The sequence below is a fragment of the Paenochrobactrum glaciei genome, assembly GCF_039522165.1.
GTDB lineage: Bacteria > Pseudomonadota > Alphaproteobacteria > Rhizobiales > Rhizobiaceae > Paenochrobactrum > Paenochrobactrum glaciei.
This window is the reverse complement of the sequence record NZ_BAAADE010000002.1, coordinates 426,322-443,024: the sequence shown is the minus strand read 5'-3', so window position 1 is coordinate 443,024 and position 16,703 is coordinate 426,322. Positions and strand designations below refer to the sequence as shown.

Below are 16,703 nucleotides of genomic sequence, written 5' to 3'. Positions count from 1 at the left end.
GACGGAACAATGCTGGTTGATATCCAAAATTTACGTATCACCTTCGAAACGCGCACCAGCCGTTTCGAAGCTGTCCGCGGCCTTAATCTGAAGCTTGGCAAAGAAAAGCTCGGCATTGTGGGGGAATCCGGTTCCGGTAAGTCCCTCACCGCCCGCGCTTTGATGAAGCTTCTGCCACCGATTGCACAGGTTCAGGCTGACAAGCTTGAATTTTTCGGCACTGACATCATGAAGGCAACTGAAGCCGACATGCGTCAGATCCGCGGCAAGCGCGCAGGTTTCATTCTTCAGGATCCTAAATACTCGCTGAATCCAGTTAAAACCATCGGTTCGCAGGTTGCAGAATCCTGGCGCACCCACAAAGGTGGCTCTGCCAAGCAAGCCAAAGAAGCAGCTGTTGATTTGCTCGATCAGGTGATGATCCGCAATCCGGGCGATGTGGCTAAACTTTATCCGCATGAAGTGTCCGGCGGTATGGGTCAGCGCGTCATGATTGCCATGATGCTTGCACCTGATCCGGAAGTTCTGATCGCGGATGAGCCAACCTCTGCACTCGATGCGACTGTTCAGGCTGAAATCCTGCGCCTTATTGACGATCTCGTCTCCAAGCGCGGCATGGGTCTTATTCTGATCAGCCACGATCTGCCATTGGTTTCGCATTTCTGCGACCGCGTCATGGTGATGTATTCCGGTCAGGTCATGGAGGAGCTTAAAGCTTCTGAACTGACCCGTGCGTCACACCCATATACGAAGGGCTTGCTCAACTGCATTCCTTCGCTGACGCATCCTAAAGAACGTCTGCCTATCCTAACCCGCGATTCAGATTGGTTGAAATAATGATTTCTGTTGATCAGTTACGGATCAGTTTTGGCGAACGTGAAATCGTCAAGGGTGTATCCTTTGATGTCGCTAAAGGCGACAGTTTTGGTATTGTCGGCGAAAGTGGTTCCGGAAAATCAACGATTTTGCGCGCTATGGCCGGTTTGAACGAAAAATGGTCAGGCCGCATTTCGTTCAACGGCAAAGATGCAGCCCTCAAGCGCCCGCCGGAATTTTTCCGTCATGTGCAGATGGTGTTTCAGGATCCGTTCGGCTCCCTACATCCGCGTCAGACCATTGACCGTATCCTGAGCGAGCTTTTGCTGGTTCACGGCATCGACAATATCGAGAAGCGCATTGCGCAGGCTCTCGATGATGTTGCTCTGCCACAGGCAGCGCGTTTCCGTTTCCCGCACCAGTTGTCTGGTGGTCAGCGTCAGCGTGTGGCGATTGCCCGTGCGCTTATTGCTGAACCGGAAGTGCTGTTGCTTGACGAACCAACCTCGGCACTCGACGTGTCCGTACAGGCTGAAATTCTCAACCTGTTGTCGGATTTGCGTGCAGCCAAGAACCTCACTTATGTGCTCGTCAGCCACAATCTGGCTGTGATCACACATCTCTGCCCTCGTCTGGGCGTGATGCAGTTTGGTGAGATGGTTGAAGTTTTGAGCGCGGAAGATCTGCGTGCAGGCAATACCAAACATCCGCATACCACAGAACTGCGTCAGCTGAGTGTAAGTCTGGAAGAACCAGCCTGATCGGAGCTATCAATGTCTTTGGAACTAAACTGGGGCAAAGCCTCTGAACTGGCTAAAAGCTTTGCTGATGTCTGGTCTTTAGAAGAGCCAGGTGGTGCAATTGTCTGCTTTGATGCAAACGGTGTTCAGTTTGCCCATGCAGGTGGTTTGGAGAGCCTGAGCACCCGCACAGCTTTCAGTGCGGATACAGTGGTTCGTTATGCTTCTGTGACCAAGCATGTTTTCTGTGCCATGGTTTTGCAACACAGCGACATCATCAAACTTGATGATCGCTTAGGCCAGCATTTGCCGGAATTGCAGGCACCTTTAAGCGAAGTAACGGTTGGTCAGGCACTCGATATGACTGCCGGTCTGCCCGACACCCGCGAATGCCTGACACTGCTTGGCCTCTCCGTTTATACGGAAACCGAAGCCAAGCGTCTGATGGAATTTCTTGCAACGTTCACACGATTGAACTTTGAACCTGGTACAGAAATTTCCTATTCCAATACCGGCTACCGTCTGGTTGAAACCATTTTGGAACGCCACGGCTTCCGCTTCAACGATTTCGTTGAGCAAAAAATTGCTGCAGCTCTTGGCACGTTCCTGACCGCACCTGATATCTGGAATGACACAGTTGCAGGTCTGGCACCCGGCTATTGGCACAATGGTTCCAAATGGCAGCTGAGTGCAGCAGGCCTTCACATTTCTGCTTCGGGCAGTCTTGCAGGCAGCGCTAAAGCATTGGCTCTCTGGGGTCAGGCATTGGTTTGCAACAATCACGGCTTTGATGGCACCTTGGCGCAATTAAGCGCAGACCGTCACATGAAAGACGGCCGCGTTACCGGTTATGGTTTAGGCGTTCGCTGGAACACCATCGACGGCAAAAACTTTGTCGGCCATGGCGGTTCGCATCCGGGCTACAAAACCTATCTGCTGCTTGATCCTGAAACAAAGACCGGCATTGCTGTTGTTGCCAACCGCGAAGACGTCAACACCTATAAGCTTGCCCGCGATGTGATGGCAGTGCTTCATGGTTTGGCACTTCCGGAAGCGTCAAGCACGCTGCCACAAGGTCTTTATGCCACCGAAACAGGCCCTTACTGGGTTCAGGTCGGCGCAGCTTCCATTAACTATCTCGACAGCGAAGACACGCTCTACGATGTCGGCAACGGTGTTTATTCATCCACCTCTCCGTCCTCCCCTGTTTCATTGAAAGCAGAAGGTGACAAGCTAGTTGGTGAAATCGGTTATGCTGCCCGTACACTCTTACCTGTTACGCCTAAAAAGGCTGGCACAGAGCTGGACGGTCATTGGACTGCCGATCTTTATGGCGCTCAGTTCGATATTGTTGACGGTCATGTGGTGATGGGCATCGGCCCGATCCGCAACACCATGCCATTGGAAGATTTAGGTAACGGTCGCTGGCTCTTTACCCTTTATGATGGCCCGTGGACAAAACGTGTCTGCCTGCATCGCTTAGACGAAAATCGTGTTGAGCTGGTGTTAAGCCGCAGCCGCATGATGGAATACGCACGTAAATAAATCTGAAGTTTACGAAAAAAGGGCGGAAGAGTTAAACTCTTCCGCCCTTTTCTTATGCCTAAAATTCTCAAAATCTTATTCTGGATTTTGCTTGTTAAAGCGAACCGATGCCCAGAATGCGATACCGATCAGCACCGCACCGCCAAGGCCGGTAATAACTTCCGGAATATGCACCAGCGTCTGTGCAAACATAATCACCGACAGGATCAGGATCGCATAGAATGCGCCATGTTCCAGATAGCGATATTCGGCCAATGTGCCTTTCTCAACCAGCATAATGGTCATTGAACGCACATACATCGCACCGATACCCAAACCAATCGCAATAATGAACAGGTTTTGTGACAGTGCAAAAGCACCAATCACACCATCAAAGGAGAAGCTGGCATCCAGCACTTCCAGATAAAGGAATGCACCCAAACCACCTTTGGCAGCCGCACTCATGGTTTTTTGCGAAGCATCAAGCAAGCCGCCCAACACTTCCACCACCAGAAATGAAACCAGACCATAGATAGCTGAGAAGAAGAAGCTTACCGCTTTGTCATCATCAAGCATGCTGGAGAAAATCAGCATCACGATCAGGACAATCGCCACTTCAATGCCTTTAATGCTGGCAAGATATTTGAACGGACGCTCCAGAAAGCCAATCCAGTGAATATCTTTTTCTTCATCAAAGAAGAATTTCAGTGCCACCATCATCAAAAATGCGCCACCAAAAGCTGCAATCGGCAAATGTGCCTCCTGCATGATGCGGGCATATTCTTCAGGCTTTGCTGCGGCCAGAACCACGGCCTCAACCGGATTGATTTTAGCTGCAATCACCACAATCAATAGCGGGAATACGACACGCATCCCGAAAACCGCGATAATAATACCCCATGTTAAAAAGCGATGCTGCCATGCAGGGGTCATATCCTTCAGCTTGTTTGCATTGACGATCGCATTGTCAAAGGACAATGAAATTTCCAAAACAGCGAGCACCGCACAAATGAAGAATACGGACGCCATGCCGCCAAGCGTACCCGACGACTGCCAGCCAAGCCAGGCACCCAGTGCCAGACCGACCACAGTGACGATAATCGCCCATTTGAAATAGCCCCACGTCGTTGTGGAAGAAGCAGTTGGCGTCATTGGCTCTGCTCCTGCATATTCAAATTATATTCAGGGAAATATGATAAAAAACACGCGTCATCACTGACACGCGTACAAGACACGGAAAAATGTAGCATTTTGCTTTATCCGCCGGCTGATCTTGCTGGCGGTACCGACATCACGAGAGCGCCGCAAACTCTCGCCAGAGGGGCCCGGCACCAGACTAAAGTCCTTTAGAAATCTGCATGCGAAGCAGTTAAGGACACCTATATGTAAGCCTTCTATTGTAGCCGTCAAGAGAGGTGCTTATCTTTCAGCATCATTTCATAATGCATTTCTTGCGAAACACGTTGTTTGAGCACACTCGCATCAAGGCGCCCGGCCCCTGCATAAGGATGCACATGAAGCGCTAAAATCCACATACAGATCACTGCCGTAAAAGTATAAATCAGCATTGCCTGAATGCCGGCGCGCGGACGATCTGCATGGGTGGAGGCTAAAACAATTGTGGTAATCACAGTCAGGCATAGCACCAGATACCACTTATAATTATTGATCGAACTATTGCCCAATGCGAGGCGATCATTGCGCGCATCCTGCAATTCATCAAAATCCTGCACCAATTGTGAAACAATCGGATAAGGCACTTTACTCTCAGCCAGCTTTAACAAGGCAACACGCATATGCTGCAAGGCGCGTTCCACCTCCACCGCAGGCTTCACATTCATCTGCCGTGTCCATTCGACCTGTGTAACAGCCACACGATAAGCTTTAATCGCGTCATGCAATTCGGTTGAGTTCAAGGCATCTTCCGCCGACATCCCCTCCAGCCGCGACAAGGACGAGCGCTCAGCAGATGCCGAGCGCGACGCATCTGAATTAATCGACCAGACATCAGCCGCAGCAAAACCGAGTGCTAATGCCCAGGCCGTTGCCACTGTGCCGAGAAAAGCCGCGACAGGCATTGATGTCGGGTTACGCCGCAACTGATAGCTGAAATATTTCAATGCCAATAAGCCAATGCTGACCGACAACAAACCGCAAGCAACAAATACCAGTAATATCGTTAATGGTGCCCAGGTAAATATTGATTGCATCCGTTGATCCCCCTTCTCCGCCATCATGCAGAGTGAGGTATTGTATATGTCAATGTGTCAGCTGAATGCTATCACTTTATTGCAATCGTCGGCGTTACTTAAAACTCAAAAATCGTACGGAAAATACCCGGCGCAATCACGGAAATCGGATTAACCGTTACTTTTGGCGACTTTGCTGATCCGGACAATTTATAAGTAATACCAATCAGGCCGCGATCCCGGCCATTACCAAGCAATGCACCAAAGAGCGGAATATCGGCAAACATGCGATTAAGCCCATAGGCAGGCATGAAGGTGCCGGTCATGTTCATATTGCCTTCGCGATCATAAAGCATGCCTTGGAAGGTCGTGCCGATCACAGGGCCACGGATAACGCCTTTTGACAGGCTGGCATAACCCTCGCCCTTTTCAATCAAGGCATAGCCACGTTCAATATCAACGCGCGACACATCAATGTCACGCTTCACAGCCTGATTTAAACTCGCACCACCCGATGATGGCGAGCTTGAAACAATCGATGACAAGCGACCTTCACCAACGATCGAAAAATTACGCGCATCGATCTGGCCATGCAGCGGATTTTTACCCTGTGCGGCCAGCCCCACACTAATATCACCGCCATAAACTTTGTCGTAAAAATCAAAGAAACGTAAAATTGCTCCGGCATCCGATGATTTCAACGAGATGGAACGCGCATCATTTTGCGTATTGCTGGTCGCAACAAATTCTTTGCCTGATCCGGTCGAAGCATTGACAGAAAAGCTTGAAATTTGTTTGCCGGCACTCTCATAAGAGATGGCAAAATTCTTCAATTTCTCATTATAAAAGCCGCCCAGCTGGTCAATTTGACCATTGAGAACCACGCGCATCTTGCTCAGTGAATCACTTTTTGAAGCAGAACCCGTATCTGTTTGACTTAATTGCTTAATCAAGGCTCGCGCATCAAAGCTTGAGCCCTTCAAATCGACCCCGTAACCACCTTTAATCCGGCGCAATTTGAGCGCAAGATTATCACTGCCGCTTAATTGGATCTTTTTAAAATCAGCAGAAGCAAGTCCGGCTTTATCGATATTAATATCACCGCTTAACTGGAAGCCATCGCCGCTGACATTCAGGTTTTTAATGGCAACGTTGTCGGCTTTTTCATCAGGCTTACTATAAACAAGCTCGGCTTTGGCCGCGATACCGGCACCTTTTTTCCATCCCAGCCATGGCAGGTTAATTTCGGTATTTTTCAGATCAATACCAATCACCCGCTGCTTGTTTTTTTCAGAGCCAAGCTTCATCAGCATCGGCCCTGTAAACACCGTATTAAGATCAGGAAAAAGTGCAGCGCGTGCCTTATCATTCACGGTCAATTCCACCAGCTGCTGTTTTAAAACAGTTTTATCCTCAACCGGCTCCACCATGCTGATTTTAGCAGGCATATTATTCAACAATGCGGTTGCGGTGATATTGGCGGCCTTTGGATCAACCAAAATTTTGCCATCAGCCTGACTAATCAGTTGCCCGTCAATCGGCTTGGCAATATCCAAACCTTTAAAGTCAATATCGGCTTTCCATGTATAAGTGCCATCAGGTGCGTCTTTGTTGACCGCAAAAGACACTTTCACCTGCGAACTCACATCTCCTTTGATATCGGCTGGTGTAAAAGGCAAATGTCTTGAAATATTGATCGGCTTTTTGCCTAAAATCTCTGCCACCGCATCCGCTTCTCCCTGTAAGCGAATATCAAGATCGGCCATAACCGGACGCTGGCGCCCCCACGGAATGAAAAGGGTTCCGTTGCTCACATCAAGACGGCGATTTTCCGGCGTAAAGGATGTACCTTTATCAAGATTGATCGTCGCATGGGCACCGCGCACCTTGATACTTCCACCAGCTTCACGCAGTGGCGGCAATTCACCAATCACATCAAGACGGGTATTCTCGACATCAAAATCAACCTGAACTTCTTCGCCGGTCAGTTCCGGCAATTGCTCCTGCCCGTTAAAATGGCCGGGCGGTATGGCAATATCAATACGGCCATTACTTAGCTGACCGCCAAACAGGTTCTTGAGCACCCATTCCCGCGCACCATCAGCCACATCCACCGGCCATAATTGTTTTGCCTGTGCCACCGGCATTTCCGGCACGCGCAGCATGAAAATAATGCCGGGTGAGCCCTTCCCGAAGCCTAAGCTACCTTGGCCATAAAGCGAGCCATCCGGCGTTTTGACATCCAGGTTGCTGAATTCAAGCCGGTTATCATCAATATCAAAGCGTCCGGCAACACGACCGGCAAATGGCAATGGCGCTTCACTGGATTGCTGTGGCGCGCTGATCGCTTCACTCGTTACAATTTCAAAGCGATAACCATCGTCTTCAGGCTTTTTGGCATTTGCATCTTCGGCAGGATCAAGCAGAGCATTGTCATAGCCCTCAGGCCCGAAAGCACCGTTAAAACGAAACCTTACGCCTCCAAGTTGCACGCGTGAGGGCAGAATTTCAATTTTCTTCGTATCTTGTTGCAGCTCTAGGTTAAATTCTGCTTGTCCGAAAATATTCTCAACGCGGCCAACTTCCAGATCAATATCGGACACTTTAACCGCTGCATTCAGCTTTTGCGGATGGTCATTATTCGCTACCTGACCACTCAGCGCCAAAGCCGCATTCGCTGATAATGAAAAATGCGCCGGATTAACGCGATTTTCCGCGCCAACCAGCTGCTTTACCTGTGGTGGCGAACCGATATGAACAGGAATACCATCCAGATTAAGCGTAAAAGAATGCAGTCCGCCATTTTGTCGGCTCACAGCGCCATCCAAAATAAGTGGCTTGCCCTGCCACTCGAATGCACCTTTTAAGAGAACATTATCAACTTGCTCTTCAATGGCGGCCTGCTGAATAGCAAAGCGCTCTTCGCCTTTTGGTGTTGGAAATTTAATAACCACATCGGATAATCGAATGGCTTGTGTCTGACGTTTTGAAAGCAATGCCAGTGCTTCTGTCACACCATCAAACACAAGTGTCGATGCGGCATCAAAATCTACCCGCCCCTTGCTATCAAATGGCAGCTTTTGCAGAAAATTATTATCTTGTCGGCTCTCTGTCAGATTAATCTCAACACCGGACGCCTCCGCACTGCTGACTTCGATTTTTCCCATTAACAAAGCCAAAGGTGAAAGCCCAAGCTTAACTGACTGAATTTGCTGAATATCAAGGCCGCTATGCGGGTCAATCAGTGCCACATCACTGGCTTCAATGGCCAGATTATTGGTTTGATCCAGTGAAATGCGGGCTTTACCCACGGAAGTTTTGCCACTCTCGCTTAAAAACTGCGTAATGCCTTTTTGTGCTTCAGCACGTAAAAATTCACTGTCAAAGCCGCTGCGCAGAATAAAAAAGCCTGCAACCAGCAAAACAGCGGCCACAAACGGGATCGACAATAAAAAATAAAGAAAAAACATAAGACCAGAGCGTTTTTTGGGTGTTATGGGCGTCGGACAAGCGCACAAATCCTCACCTTCAGCCGACAGACTGCGTTCTATTCTTTCCATTTCGTGTTTGGAAAACCGAACTTTGGTGATTTTCTGTCTCAATATCCTGATGCCACTATGTTTGAGCTAAGTGCCCAAACCAAAACCGAGTTCTCTAATCATGCACTGCCTCACTATGGATGAGTGACAGCGATTCGTAACTGATAAATCAGTATAATTAACAGAGTGCTGCAGAAAGCTTTCAAACCAATGGTGTGAACCTTGCACTCCCGCCATCAATAATGGCATGCTTTTCAAAAAGCCGCTTATGAACAGCGAATCCGACACTTGAAAGGCATTAATATGGCACAGCCAGTAATTGGTGATATTGCACCCGACTTTAATCTGCCAGAAGATTTAAACGGCACGCTAACCTTGTCTTCGCTGCGCGGCCAAAAAGTTGTCCTGTTCTTCTACCCTAAAGATGACACAAGCGGCTGTACCAAAGAATCGATCGCTTTCAGTGCCTTAAAAGCAGAGTTTGAAAAAGCCGATACGGTGATCGTCGGTATTTCACCCGATACTGTGGCAAAGCACCAAAAGTTTCGAACCAAACATAATCTCACCACTCTTTTAGTGGCAGATGAAGAAAGAACAGCGCTCGAAGCCTATGGCGTCTGGGTGCAAAAAAGCATGTATGGACGTAAATATATGGGTGTTGAACGCACCACTTTCCTCATCGACCGCGAGGGCAAGATTGCCCAGATCTGGAACAAGGTCAAAGTGGCAGGCCATGCGGAAGCCGTTCTTGCAGAGGCGCAAGCTCTGTAATTTATGTTAAAACAGCCGCAGAAGGTTAAAAGTTGCAAATTCTCATCAAAAAATCCGTCCTCGGCACATTGGCCTGCACACTTGCCGGCCTGATGAATTTAAGCGCATATGCAACTGAAATGGACGCCCCTGCTGCACAGCAACCCCTGCCGCCATTGGCGCAATCAACCTTGCCGGTAAGGGTTCATCCAAGCCTGCTGCAATCTTTAGGCACAAGCGTAATTGATCCGATCATTACGGGGCCGGTACCGGTTAAAAAATAAACATTAAAAATTAGACATTAAAAAAGGCCGGAATTTCCGGCCTTTTTCTTGTTCTTTTTTATATTCAGGCAAGTGCGCCTTTAACGGCGGCAATGGCATTGGCTGCCTGTGAACCATCCGGTCCACCAGCCTGCGCCATATCAGGACGGCCACCGCCACCAGCACCACCAAGAGCAGCAGACGCAACACGAACCAGATCAACAGCGCTGAAGCGCGATACCAGATCTTCCGTTACACCAACCACCGCACTGGCCTTGTTGCTCTCATCAATACCAATGAAAAGCACAACGCCGGAGCCAAGCTGCTTCTTACCATCATCAGCCAATGGCTTCAGATCGCGCGGTGCAACACCGGAAACAACCTTGCCCATGAAGTTCACGCCATTGACAACTTCATGTGCCGCAGCACCATCAGCGCTGTCACCAACAAGCGCCAGTTTTTTGCGCGCTTCGGTCAGCTCTTTTTCCAGTTTGCGGCGTTCGTCCATCAGGCTGTTGACACGTTCAAGTGCTTCAGACGGCGTTGTTTTCAGTGCCGATGCAATAGCTTTAACGCGATCATCCTGCTCTTCCAGATAAAGACGGGCAGCCTCACCGGTCAATGCTTCCATACGGCGTACACCGGCAGCAACAGCGCCTTCAGACACAACACGCACCAAACCAATATCACCGGTCTGGCGAACATGCGTACCACCGCAAAGCTCCAGCGAGTAAGTTTTACCGGCTTTATCACCTTTTGTGGCGGTTCCCATGGAAACCACACGGACTTCATCACCGTATTTTTCACCAAAAAGCGCCATGGCTCCGGCTTCAATCGCATCATCAACCGCCATCAGACGGGTGTTGACCGGCGCGTTTTGCAAAATGATTTCATTGGCAATATTTTCAATCTTGCGCAATTCATCTTCGCTGATCGGCTTCGGATGGGAGAAATCGAAACGCAGACGTTCAGGGGCTACGAGCGAGCCCTTCTGAGCAACATGTGTGCCGAGTGTTTCACGCAGTGCTTCATGCAATAAATGCGTGGCTGAGTGGTTAGAGCGCATGCGCGAACGACGCTCATGATCAACCACCAGTTCAACGGCATCACCAGTCTGGATTTTACCTTCACGGATTGTCGCCTGATGAACAAAAACGCCATCAGCCCGTTTAACCGTGTCGGTCACTTCAATCACAAAGCCATCACCATAAATGAAACCGGCATCACCCTGCTGACCACCGGACTCCGCATAAAACGGTGTCTGATTGACGATGATAGAAACGCTTTCGCCAGCTGTTGCTGATTCAATTACGCCACCATCACGCACCAATGCGGTCACAACACCTTCTGCCTTCTCGGTATCATAACCAAGGAACTCAGTGGTGCCGACTTTGTCGCGTACCTGGAACCAGACTTTTTCAGTCGCAGCATCGCCCGAACCAGACCAGTTTGCACGGGCTTCGGCCTTCTGGCGTTCCATCGCCGCACTGAAACCATCAGTATCCACATTAATGCCGCGCTGACGCAAAGCATCCTGTGTCAGATCCAGCGGGAAGCCATAAGTGTCATAAAGCTTGAACGCGGTTTCGCCATCAAGGCTTTGACCTTCGCTCATATTTTCGGTTGCATCACTCAACAAGCCAAGGCCGCGTTCCAGCGTTTTGCGGAAACGGGTTTCTTCCAGCTTGAGTGTTTCAGAAATCAATGCTTCTGCACGCACCAGCTCCGGATAAGCCTGTCCCATCTCGCGTACCAATGTCGGCAGCAAGCGATACATTAGCGGATCACGGGCACCAAGCAACTGCGCATGGCGCATTGCACGACGCATAATGCGGCGCAGCACATAACCACGGCCTTCATTCGATGGCAGCACACCGTCGGCAATAAGGAAGCTGGCCGAGCGCAAATGATCGGCAATTACGCGGTGGCTTGCGCGCTGGCCGCCTTCTGCCTTCACACCTGTTGCTTCTTCAGAAGCGCGGATCAGTGCTTTGAAAATATCGATGTCGTAATTGTCATGCACGCCCTGCAAGATCGCAGCAATGCGCTCCAAGCCCATACCGGTATCGATAGACGGCCGCGGCAGATCAATGCGCTCTTCCTTGGTAACCTGCTCGAACTGCATGAAAACAAGGTTCCAGATCTCAATGAAACGATCGCCATCTTCATCAGCTGATCCTGGAGGGCCACCCCAGATATGATCGCCGTGATCATAGAAAATTTCGGAACACGGGCCGCAAGGACCTGTGTCACCCATTGCCCAAAAGTTATCATTAGTCGCGATACGAATAATACGATCATCGCTCAGACCAGCAATCTTCTTCCAGAAATTCGCGGCATCATCATCCGTGTGATAAACCGTCACCAACAGCTTGTCTTTGTTAAGACCAAACTCTTTGGTGATCAGGTTCCACGCATGGGTGATCGCTTCTTCTTTGAAATAATCTCCGAATGAAAAATTGCCCAGCATTTCAAAGAATGTGTGGTGACGCGCAGTATAACCGACATTATCCAGATCATTGTGCTTGCCACCGGCACGCACACATTTTTGCGATGTCGTGGCGCGGTTATAAGGACGTGTTTCCAGACCGGTAAACACGTTTTTAAACTGCACCATACCCGCATTGGTAAACATCAAAGTTGGATCATTACGCGGAACCAACGGACTGGACGGCACGACTTCGTGACCGTTTTTGCGGAAATAATCGAGAAATGTAGATCTTATCTCGTTGACGCCACTCATGCTCCACCTTCGGGTTTTTCACCCTTCATTCAGACGCGATAGACGGCATTATGCTCATATTGCGTCAAATACATCCGAGACAATCGATCTCTGTCTCACGTTAGAAATTATATAAGCCATTTCAATCAAAGAAAAAATCCTGACCGTCCTAAAACATCAGATAATGTTTCTGTTCCTCACATTTCAACACGTGCAGCTATTGCTGTCACATGATTTCCATGTGCCGTACCGGATACAAACAGCTTGAAAGGTGCTAAACTCACACGCATTTCAGGCCTTGCCCCCGCACAAAATGGCTTAAAGGTTAAGTGCTTTTAACGAGGTCTGTTATCCCTGTCCAGATCAACCAGCCTTGTGCAGACGCAGCTTTTACAAAGCTTGTGGCATTTTCACACATTCATCTGCCTTAATCAGCAAAACATAAGCATCAACACAAAAGAAAAAGCCCCCGTTCGGATGAACCGAACAGGGGCTTTATTCATATCACACGGCATTAAATGCCCGTATGATTACATTTCCGCAGCATCCGGCGCTTCATCATCCGGACCAGTGCCTTCAAGGAATTTTTCAGCAATCAGACCAGCATTCTGGCGCAGTGCCAATTCAATCTCGTTTGCGGCATCAGGATTTTCACGCAAATAGGTTTTGGCGTTTTCACGTCCCTGACCCAAACGCTGCGAATTATAAGAGAACCACGCACCCGATTTTTCAACGATACCGGCTTTAACGCCCAGATCGACCAATTCACCGACCTTGGAAACACCGGCACCATACATGATGTCGAATTCAACTTGCTTGAACGGCGGTGCAAGCTTGTTCTTAACCACTTTCACGCGGGTTTGGTTACCAACGACTTCATCACGATCCTTAATCGCGCCAATACGGCGGATATCCAAACGAACGGATGCGTAGAATTTCAGCGCATTACCACCGGTTGTTGTTTCAGGCGAACCAAACATCACACCAATTTTCATACGAATCTGGTTGATGAAGATAACCATACAGTTGGAGCGGGAAATGGAAGCGGTGAGCTTACGCAGAGCCTGACTCATCAAACGAGCCTGAAGACCCGGCAATGAATCACCCATATCACCTTCAATTTCAGCACGCGGCGTCAGTGCAGCAACGGAGTCGATAACCAGCACATCAATTGCCCCGGAGCGCACCAATGTATCGGTAATTTCGAGCGCCTGTTCACCAGTATCGGGCTGCGAGATCAAAAGGCTTTCCAGATCAACACCCAGCTTGCGGGCATAAACCGGATCAAGCGCATGTTCAGCATCCACGAATGCGCACATGCCGCCTTTTTTCTGAGCTTCTGCAATTGTATGCAAAGCCAGCGTTGTTTTACCGGAGCTTTCAGGCCCGTAAATTTCAACGATACGACCTTTTGGCAAACCGCCAACACCGAGCGCAATATCAAGCGACAATGAACCAGTCGGAACCGTTTCAATTTCCACAACTTCGCTTTGACCAAGCCGCATGATCGAGCCTTTACCGAACTGCCGTTCGATCTGGGATAGCGCTGCATCCAGAGCTTTTGTCTTGTCCACTGATTTTTCCTCAACGAGTCGCAATGAATTCTGAGACATTTATAACATCCTCTTGTGCCGCTTGTAGCCCGCTTTTAAGAGAGTTTCTAATTCTTTGTATCTGTTTTGTTCCAAAATTGCAATAAGCATAAATCATTGATTACAAAGTATTTTTAAAATTTGTTCTATAAACGTTCAGCAAAAAGGCACATTTCAATAAAAAGCCCCACACAAGATTGCCAGCTTTGATGAGTGCTTTATCTGAAAAAGATGATTCGAAATTAATAAGAAAAAGCGTGACACCTATAGAAGGCACCACGCTTTCAATCTCACACAATAAGCCGCCGTTCGGCCGGCTATTTTGCAGTTTTACATCGCACCTTTCAGCGGGGAAATTTCGATTTCCACGCGGCGGTTTTGTGCGCGGCCATCTGGTGTTGCATTGGAAGCAACAGGCTGCGAAGCACCATAACCAATAATTGCGAAACGGCGCGGGTCAATGCCTTGGCTACCGAGATATGTGCCGACAGAAGCAGCGCGACGCTGTGAAAGCTGCTGATTATGGCTGGCGCTACCGGTCGAATCAGTGTGACCCTTGATATCAACCAAGGTCTGGTTGAATTTGCGCAAGACAATCGCAACGGAGTTCAATGTTGGATAGAACTGACCTTTAACCGCATCCTGATCGGTGTCGAAAGTGATGCTTGAAGGCATGTTCAGGATAATCCGGTCGCCGTTACGGGTGACGGAAACGCCGGTGCCCTGCAACTGTGCACGCAGTTCTGATTCCTGACGATCCATATAGTTACCGATAGCACCGCCCCCAAGCGCACCAATACCGGCACCGATCAGCACCGCATTACGCTGCGCATTGCTGGAACCGCCAACCATCAAGCCACCCAATGCACCAACAGCTGCACCAATTGCAGCACCACCGGCTGTATTGGAGACTTTTTCCTGTCCCGTATAAGGGTCAGTCGTACAAGCGGAAAGGAAAGTTGCCGCAAGAGCAGCGATGGCCAGGTTCTTCAACATAAAAGATTATCCCTAAATAAGCGATTCTGAGCGTATATTAATCCTGAATACGGCACGAATTTGCACTTTATACGCATAATGCCATTTTTCAAACCCTGCTTATTTATTCGCTCAATATTTTAATTTTCTAGCCCAGGCGCCCGCAACTTCTCAGCTGCACTGTATAACGCTTTGCCATATCGGCAGTACGCTTGGCACCATTTTTAGCCACCGAACTATTACGCCACACACCACGCGAATAGCCGCCATGACCGGAATGATAAGCCAGATAAAGATTATAGGCATCATTGCGCGCAATGCCATTAGTTCTATAGCTTTGATAATGATACCAGCCGATGAAATGGATAGCGTCATTAAAATTGCTGCGCGAAGCACCACTGCGACCGGTTTCACGGCGATAACGATCCCAAGTACCGTTCAAAGCTTGCGAGAAACCATAAGCCGTGGACTGGCGCTTCCATGGAATAAAGCCGAGCAATTTGGTTCTTGGTGGGCGTGCATAAGGACGGAAGCTTGATTCCGTATAGATTGTTGCCATCAAAACAGGGATCGGCACGCCAAATTCACGGGATGTTTTCTGTGCAGCACTATGCCAATTATTGATCCAGCCATCACGCTGATCAAAAATAGCACAGGCATTATTCACCTGTTTTGGCGCACTAGCACATCCGGCCAGTATCAGAAGCGCGACGAGACACAAAATGCGCATCATTCAACCTTTCTACCATGCCCGTTTCATCTAGCAGTTTAGACCGGCATTTTTATAATCACCCTCTGATATGCAGCAAATTCAAAGGCTGACAATGTCCGGAATGCGTTCAAAAAGAGGCATCGTCAAAGATCATGAATGAACCGTAAATATTAACAGGCGCTTTCCTGCAGACTTAAGCGCTGCTCAAATTTCAAATCATGGTAAATAGTTACATGTCAAAATGGGCAGATGCGCATAAAAAAACAGCCCCGAAGGACTGCTTTTAATAATGTTAGTGGCCTTTAAAATCAGTCTTCAATGCTCTTCAGCAAATCAGCTACCCCTGCCTTGATAAAGGAAAGGCTTGACTCATCACTCAGACGGCCGTCTGTAATTTTTTCATGCACGGTTGCCAAAACTGTCTGCGGACGCAGAACCTGACGCGCACCGATTGCCATCATCGCTTCGTTCAACTGTGCCTGCGCACGCACGCCGCCAGTGGCAGCCGGTGATGCGGTCATGGTGAAAACAGGCTTGCCAATCATGTGGGATTTGCCATGCGGGCGGGAAATCCAGTCCAGTGCATTTTTCAGCACACCGCTCATGCCATAAATATATTCCGGCGAAGAAATAATCATGCCATCAGCATCCGCAACGGCCTGACGCAGATCCTGCACAGCCTGTGGCGGCGTTGCGGTGTCTTCGTCCTGATTATAAAGCGGAACATCATTGAGCGGGAAAATCTGCAATTCAACATTCTGCGGCAGGTTTTCAGCAATGGTTTCTAAAATGATCGTATTGAAGGCATTTTTACGAATACTGCCTGAAATGCCAAGCAAACGAATAGTCTTTGTCATCATGCACCTTTGTAAAATTCATTG

Annotated in this window: 13 protein-coding genes; 5 read left to right on the top strand and 8 right to left on the bottom strand. The window is 48.9% G+C overall.

Annotation, left to right across the window (positions count from 1 at the left end):
• Window positions 1-9 precede the first annotated feature (9 nt).
• The 3 genes from ABDZ76_RS08490 to ABDZ76_RS08480 are packed head-to-tail and all read left to right on the top strand — an operon-like array spanning window position 10 to window position 3,101.
• Window positions 10-837: an ABC transporter ATP-binding protein gene (locus ABDZ76_RS08490; RefSeq protein ID WP_343804320.1), complete on the top strand. Its 828-nt coding sequence runs from the start codon at window positions 10-12 to the stop codon at window positions 835-837.
• On the top strand, window positions 837-1,577 hold the full coding sequence (locus tag ABDZ76_RS08485) for an ABC transporter ATP-binding protein (protein WP_343804318.1): 741 nt from the start codon (window positions 837-839) through the stop codon (window positions 1,575-1,577). The genes ABDZ76_RS08490 and ABDZ76_RS08485 overlap by 1 nt, the downstream gene beginning before the upstream one ends.
• A 12-nt stretch (window positions 1,578-1,589) precedes the next feature.
• A complete protein-coding gene (locus tag ABDZ76_RS08480; protein WP_343804316.1) occupies window positions 1,590-3,101 on the top strand; it encodes a serine hydrolase domain-containing protein in 1,512 nt (503 codons plus the stop codon).
• A gap of 75 nt (window positions 3,102-3,176) precedes the next feature.
• Here ABDZ76_RS08480 and ABDZ76_RS08475 read toward each other — a convergent pair whose 3' ends face one another.
• The 3 genes from ABDZ76_RS08475 to ABDZ76_RS08465 all read right to left on the bottom strand — a co-directional run bounded on the left by ABDZ76_RS08475 (window position 3,177) and on the right by ABDZ76_RS08465 (window position 8,829).
• Complete coding sequence (locus tag ABDZ76_RS08475) at window positions 3,177-4,232, bottom strand: DUF475 domain-containing protein (protein WP_343804314.1); 1,056 nt, start codon at window positions 4,230-4,232, stop codon at window positions 3,177-3,179.
• A 254-nt stretch (window positions 4,233-4,486) separates the two neighbouring features.
• Window positions 4,487-5,290: a bestrophin-like domain gene (locus ABDZ76_RS08470; RefSeq protein ID WP_343804312.1), complete on the bottom strand. Its 804-nt coding sequence runs from the start codon at window positions 5,288-5,290 to the stop codon at window positions 4,487-4,489.
• Between the two features lie 98 nt (window positions 5,291-5,388).
• Window positions 5,389-8,829 (bottom strand): YhdP family protein, encoded by a 3,441-nt coding sequence (locus tag ABDZ76_RS08465; protein ID WP_343804742.1) that lies wholly within the window; start codon window positions 8,827-8,829, stop codon window positions 5,389-5,391.
• A 282-nt stretch (window positions 8,830-9,111) separates the two neighbouring features.
• Between ABDZ76_RS08465 and ABDZ76_RS08460 the strand changes: the two genes are divergently transcribed.
• Together ABDZ76_RS08460 and ABDZ76_RS08455 are read left to right on the top strand one after the other, a co-directional pair.
• Window positions 9,112-9,579: a peroxiredoxin gene (locus ABDZ76_RS08460; RefSeq protein ID WP_343804310.1), complete on the top strand. Its 468-nt coding sequence runs from the start codon at window positions 9,112-9,114 to the stop codon at window positions 9,577-9,579.
• A gap of 32 nt (window positions 9,580-9,611) precedes the next feature.
• On the top strand, window positions 9,612-9,842 hold the full coding sequence (locus tag ABDZ76_RS08455) for a hypothetical protein (protein WP_343804308.1): 231 nt from the start codon (window positions 9,612-9,614) through the stop codon (window positions 9,840-9,842).
• A 64-nt stretch (window positions 9,843-9,906) separates the two neighbouring features.
• On the opposite strand, the gene alaS is transcribed toward ABDZ76_RS08455, so the two are convergent.
• The 5 genes from alaS to ABDZ76_RS08430 form a co-directional block, all read right to left on the bottom strand.
• Complete coding sequence (alaS, locus tag ABDZ76_RS08450; RefSeq protein ID WP_343804306.1) at window positions 9,907-12,564, bottom strand: alanine--tRNA ligase; 2,658 nt, start codon at window positions 12,562-12,564, stop codon at window positions 9,907-9,909.
• A gap of 509 nt (window positions 12,565-13,073) precedes the next feature.
• Window positions 13,074-14,156, bottom strand: coding sequence for a recombinase RecA (gene recA / locus ABDZ76_RS08445; RefSeq protein WP_343804304.1), 1,083 nt, complete (start codon window positions 14,154-14,156; stop codon window positions 13,074-13,076).
• Window positions 14,157-14,465: 309 nt separating this feature from the next.
• Window positions 14,466-15,131, bottom strand: a complete 666-nt coding sequence (locus ABDZ76_RS08440; RefSeq protein ID WP_343804302.1) for a YiaD family glycine zipper/OmpA-like lipoprotein — start codon at window positions 15,129-15,131, stop codon at window positions 14,466-14,468.
• A gap of 127 nt (window positions 15,132-15,258) precedes the next feature.
• Window positions 15,259-15,843 carry a transglycosylase SLT domain-containing protein gene (locus ABDZ76_RS08435; protein ID WP_343804300.1) on the bottom strand — a complete coding sequence of 195 codons (585 nt, stop codon included), beginning with the start codon at window positions 15,841-15,843 and terminating at the stop codon, window positions 15,259-15,261.
• 287 nt (window positions 15,844-16,130) lie between these two features.
• On the bottom strand, window positions 16,131-16,682 hold the full coding sequence (locus ABDZ76_RS08430; RefSeq protein WP_343804298.1) for an NADPH-dependent FMN reductase: 552 nt from the start codon (window positions 16,680-16,682) through the stop codon (window positions 16,131-16,133).
• Window positions 16,683-16,703 lie beyond the last annotated feature (21 nt).

Excerpts from the sequence above, each read along its gene's own strand:
- ABDZ76_RS08490 (WP_343804320.1), top strand. The coding sequence starts at position 10 with ATGCTGGTTGATATCCAAAATTTACGTATCACCTTCGAAACGCGCACC.
- ABDZ76_RS08485 (WP_343804318.1), top strand. The coding sequence starts at position 837 with ATGATTTCTGTTGATCAGTTACGGATCAGTTTTGGCGAACGTGAAATC.
- ABDZ76_RS08480 (WP_343804316.1), top strand. The coding sequence starts at position 1,590 with ATGTCTTTGGAACTAAACTGGGGCAAAGCCTCTGAACTGGCTAAAAGC.
- ABDZ76_RS08475 (WP_343804314.1), bottom strand. The coding sequence starts at position 4,232 with ATGACGCCAACTGCTTCTTCCACAACGACGTGGGGCTATTTCAAATGG.
- ABDZ76_RS08470 (WP_343804312.1), bottom strand. The coding sequence starts at position 5,290 with ATGCAATCAATATTTACCTGGGCACCATTAACGATATTACTGGTATTT.
- ABDZ76_RS08465 (WP_343804742.1), bottom strand. The coding sequence starts at position 8,829 with ATGGAAAGAATAGAACGCAGTCTGTCGGCTGAAGGTGAGGATTTGTGC.
- ABDZ76_RS08460 (WP_343804310.1), top strand. The coding sequence starts at position 9,112 with ATGGCACAGCCAGTAATTGGTGATATTGCACCCGACTTTAATCTGCCA.
- alaS (WP_343804306.1), bottom strand. The coding sequence starts at position 12,564 with ATGAGTGGCGTCAACGAGATAAGATCTACATTTCTCGATTATTTCCGC.
- recA (WP_343804304.1), bottom strand. The coding sequence starts at position 14,156 with ATGTCTCAGAATTCATTGCGACTCGTTGAGGAAAAATCAGTGGACAAG.
- ABDZ76_RS08440 (WP_343804302.1), bottom strand. The coding sequence starts at position 15,131 with ATGTTGAAGAACCTGGCCATCGCTGCTCTTGCGGCAACTTTCCTTTCC.
- ABDZ76_RS08435 (WP_343804300.1), bottom strand. The coding sequence starts at position 15,843 with ATGATGCGCATTTTGTGTCTCGTCGCGCTTCTGATACTGGCCGGATGT.
- ABDZ76_RS08430 (WP_343804298.1), bottom strand. The coding sequence starts at position 16,682 with ATGATGACAAAGACTATTCGTTTGCTTGGCATTTCAGGCAGTATTCGT.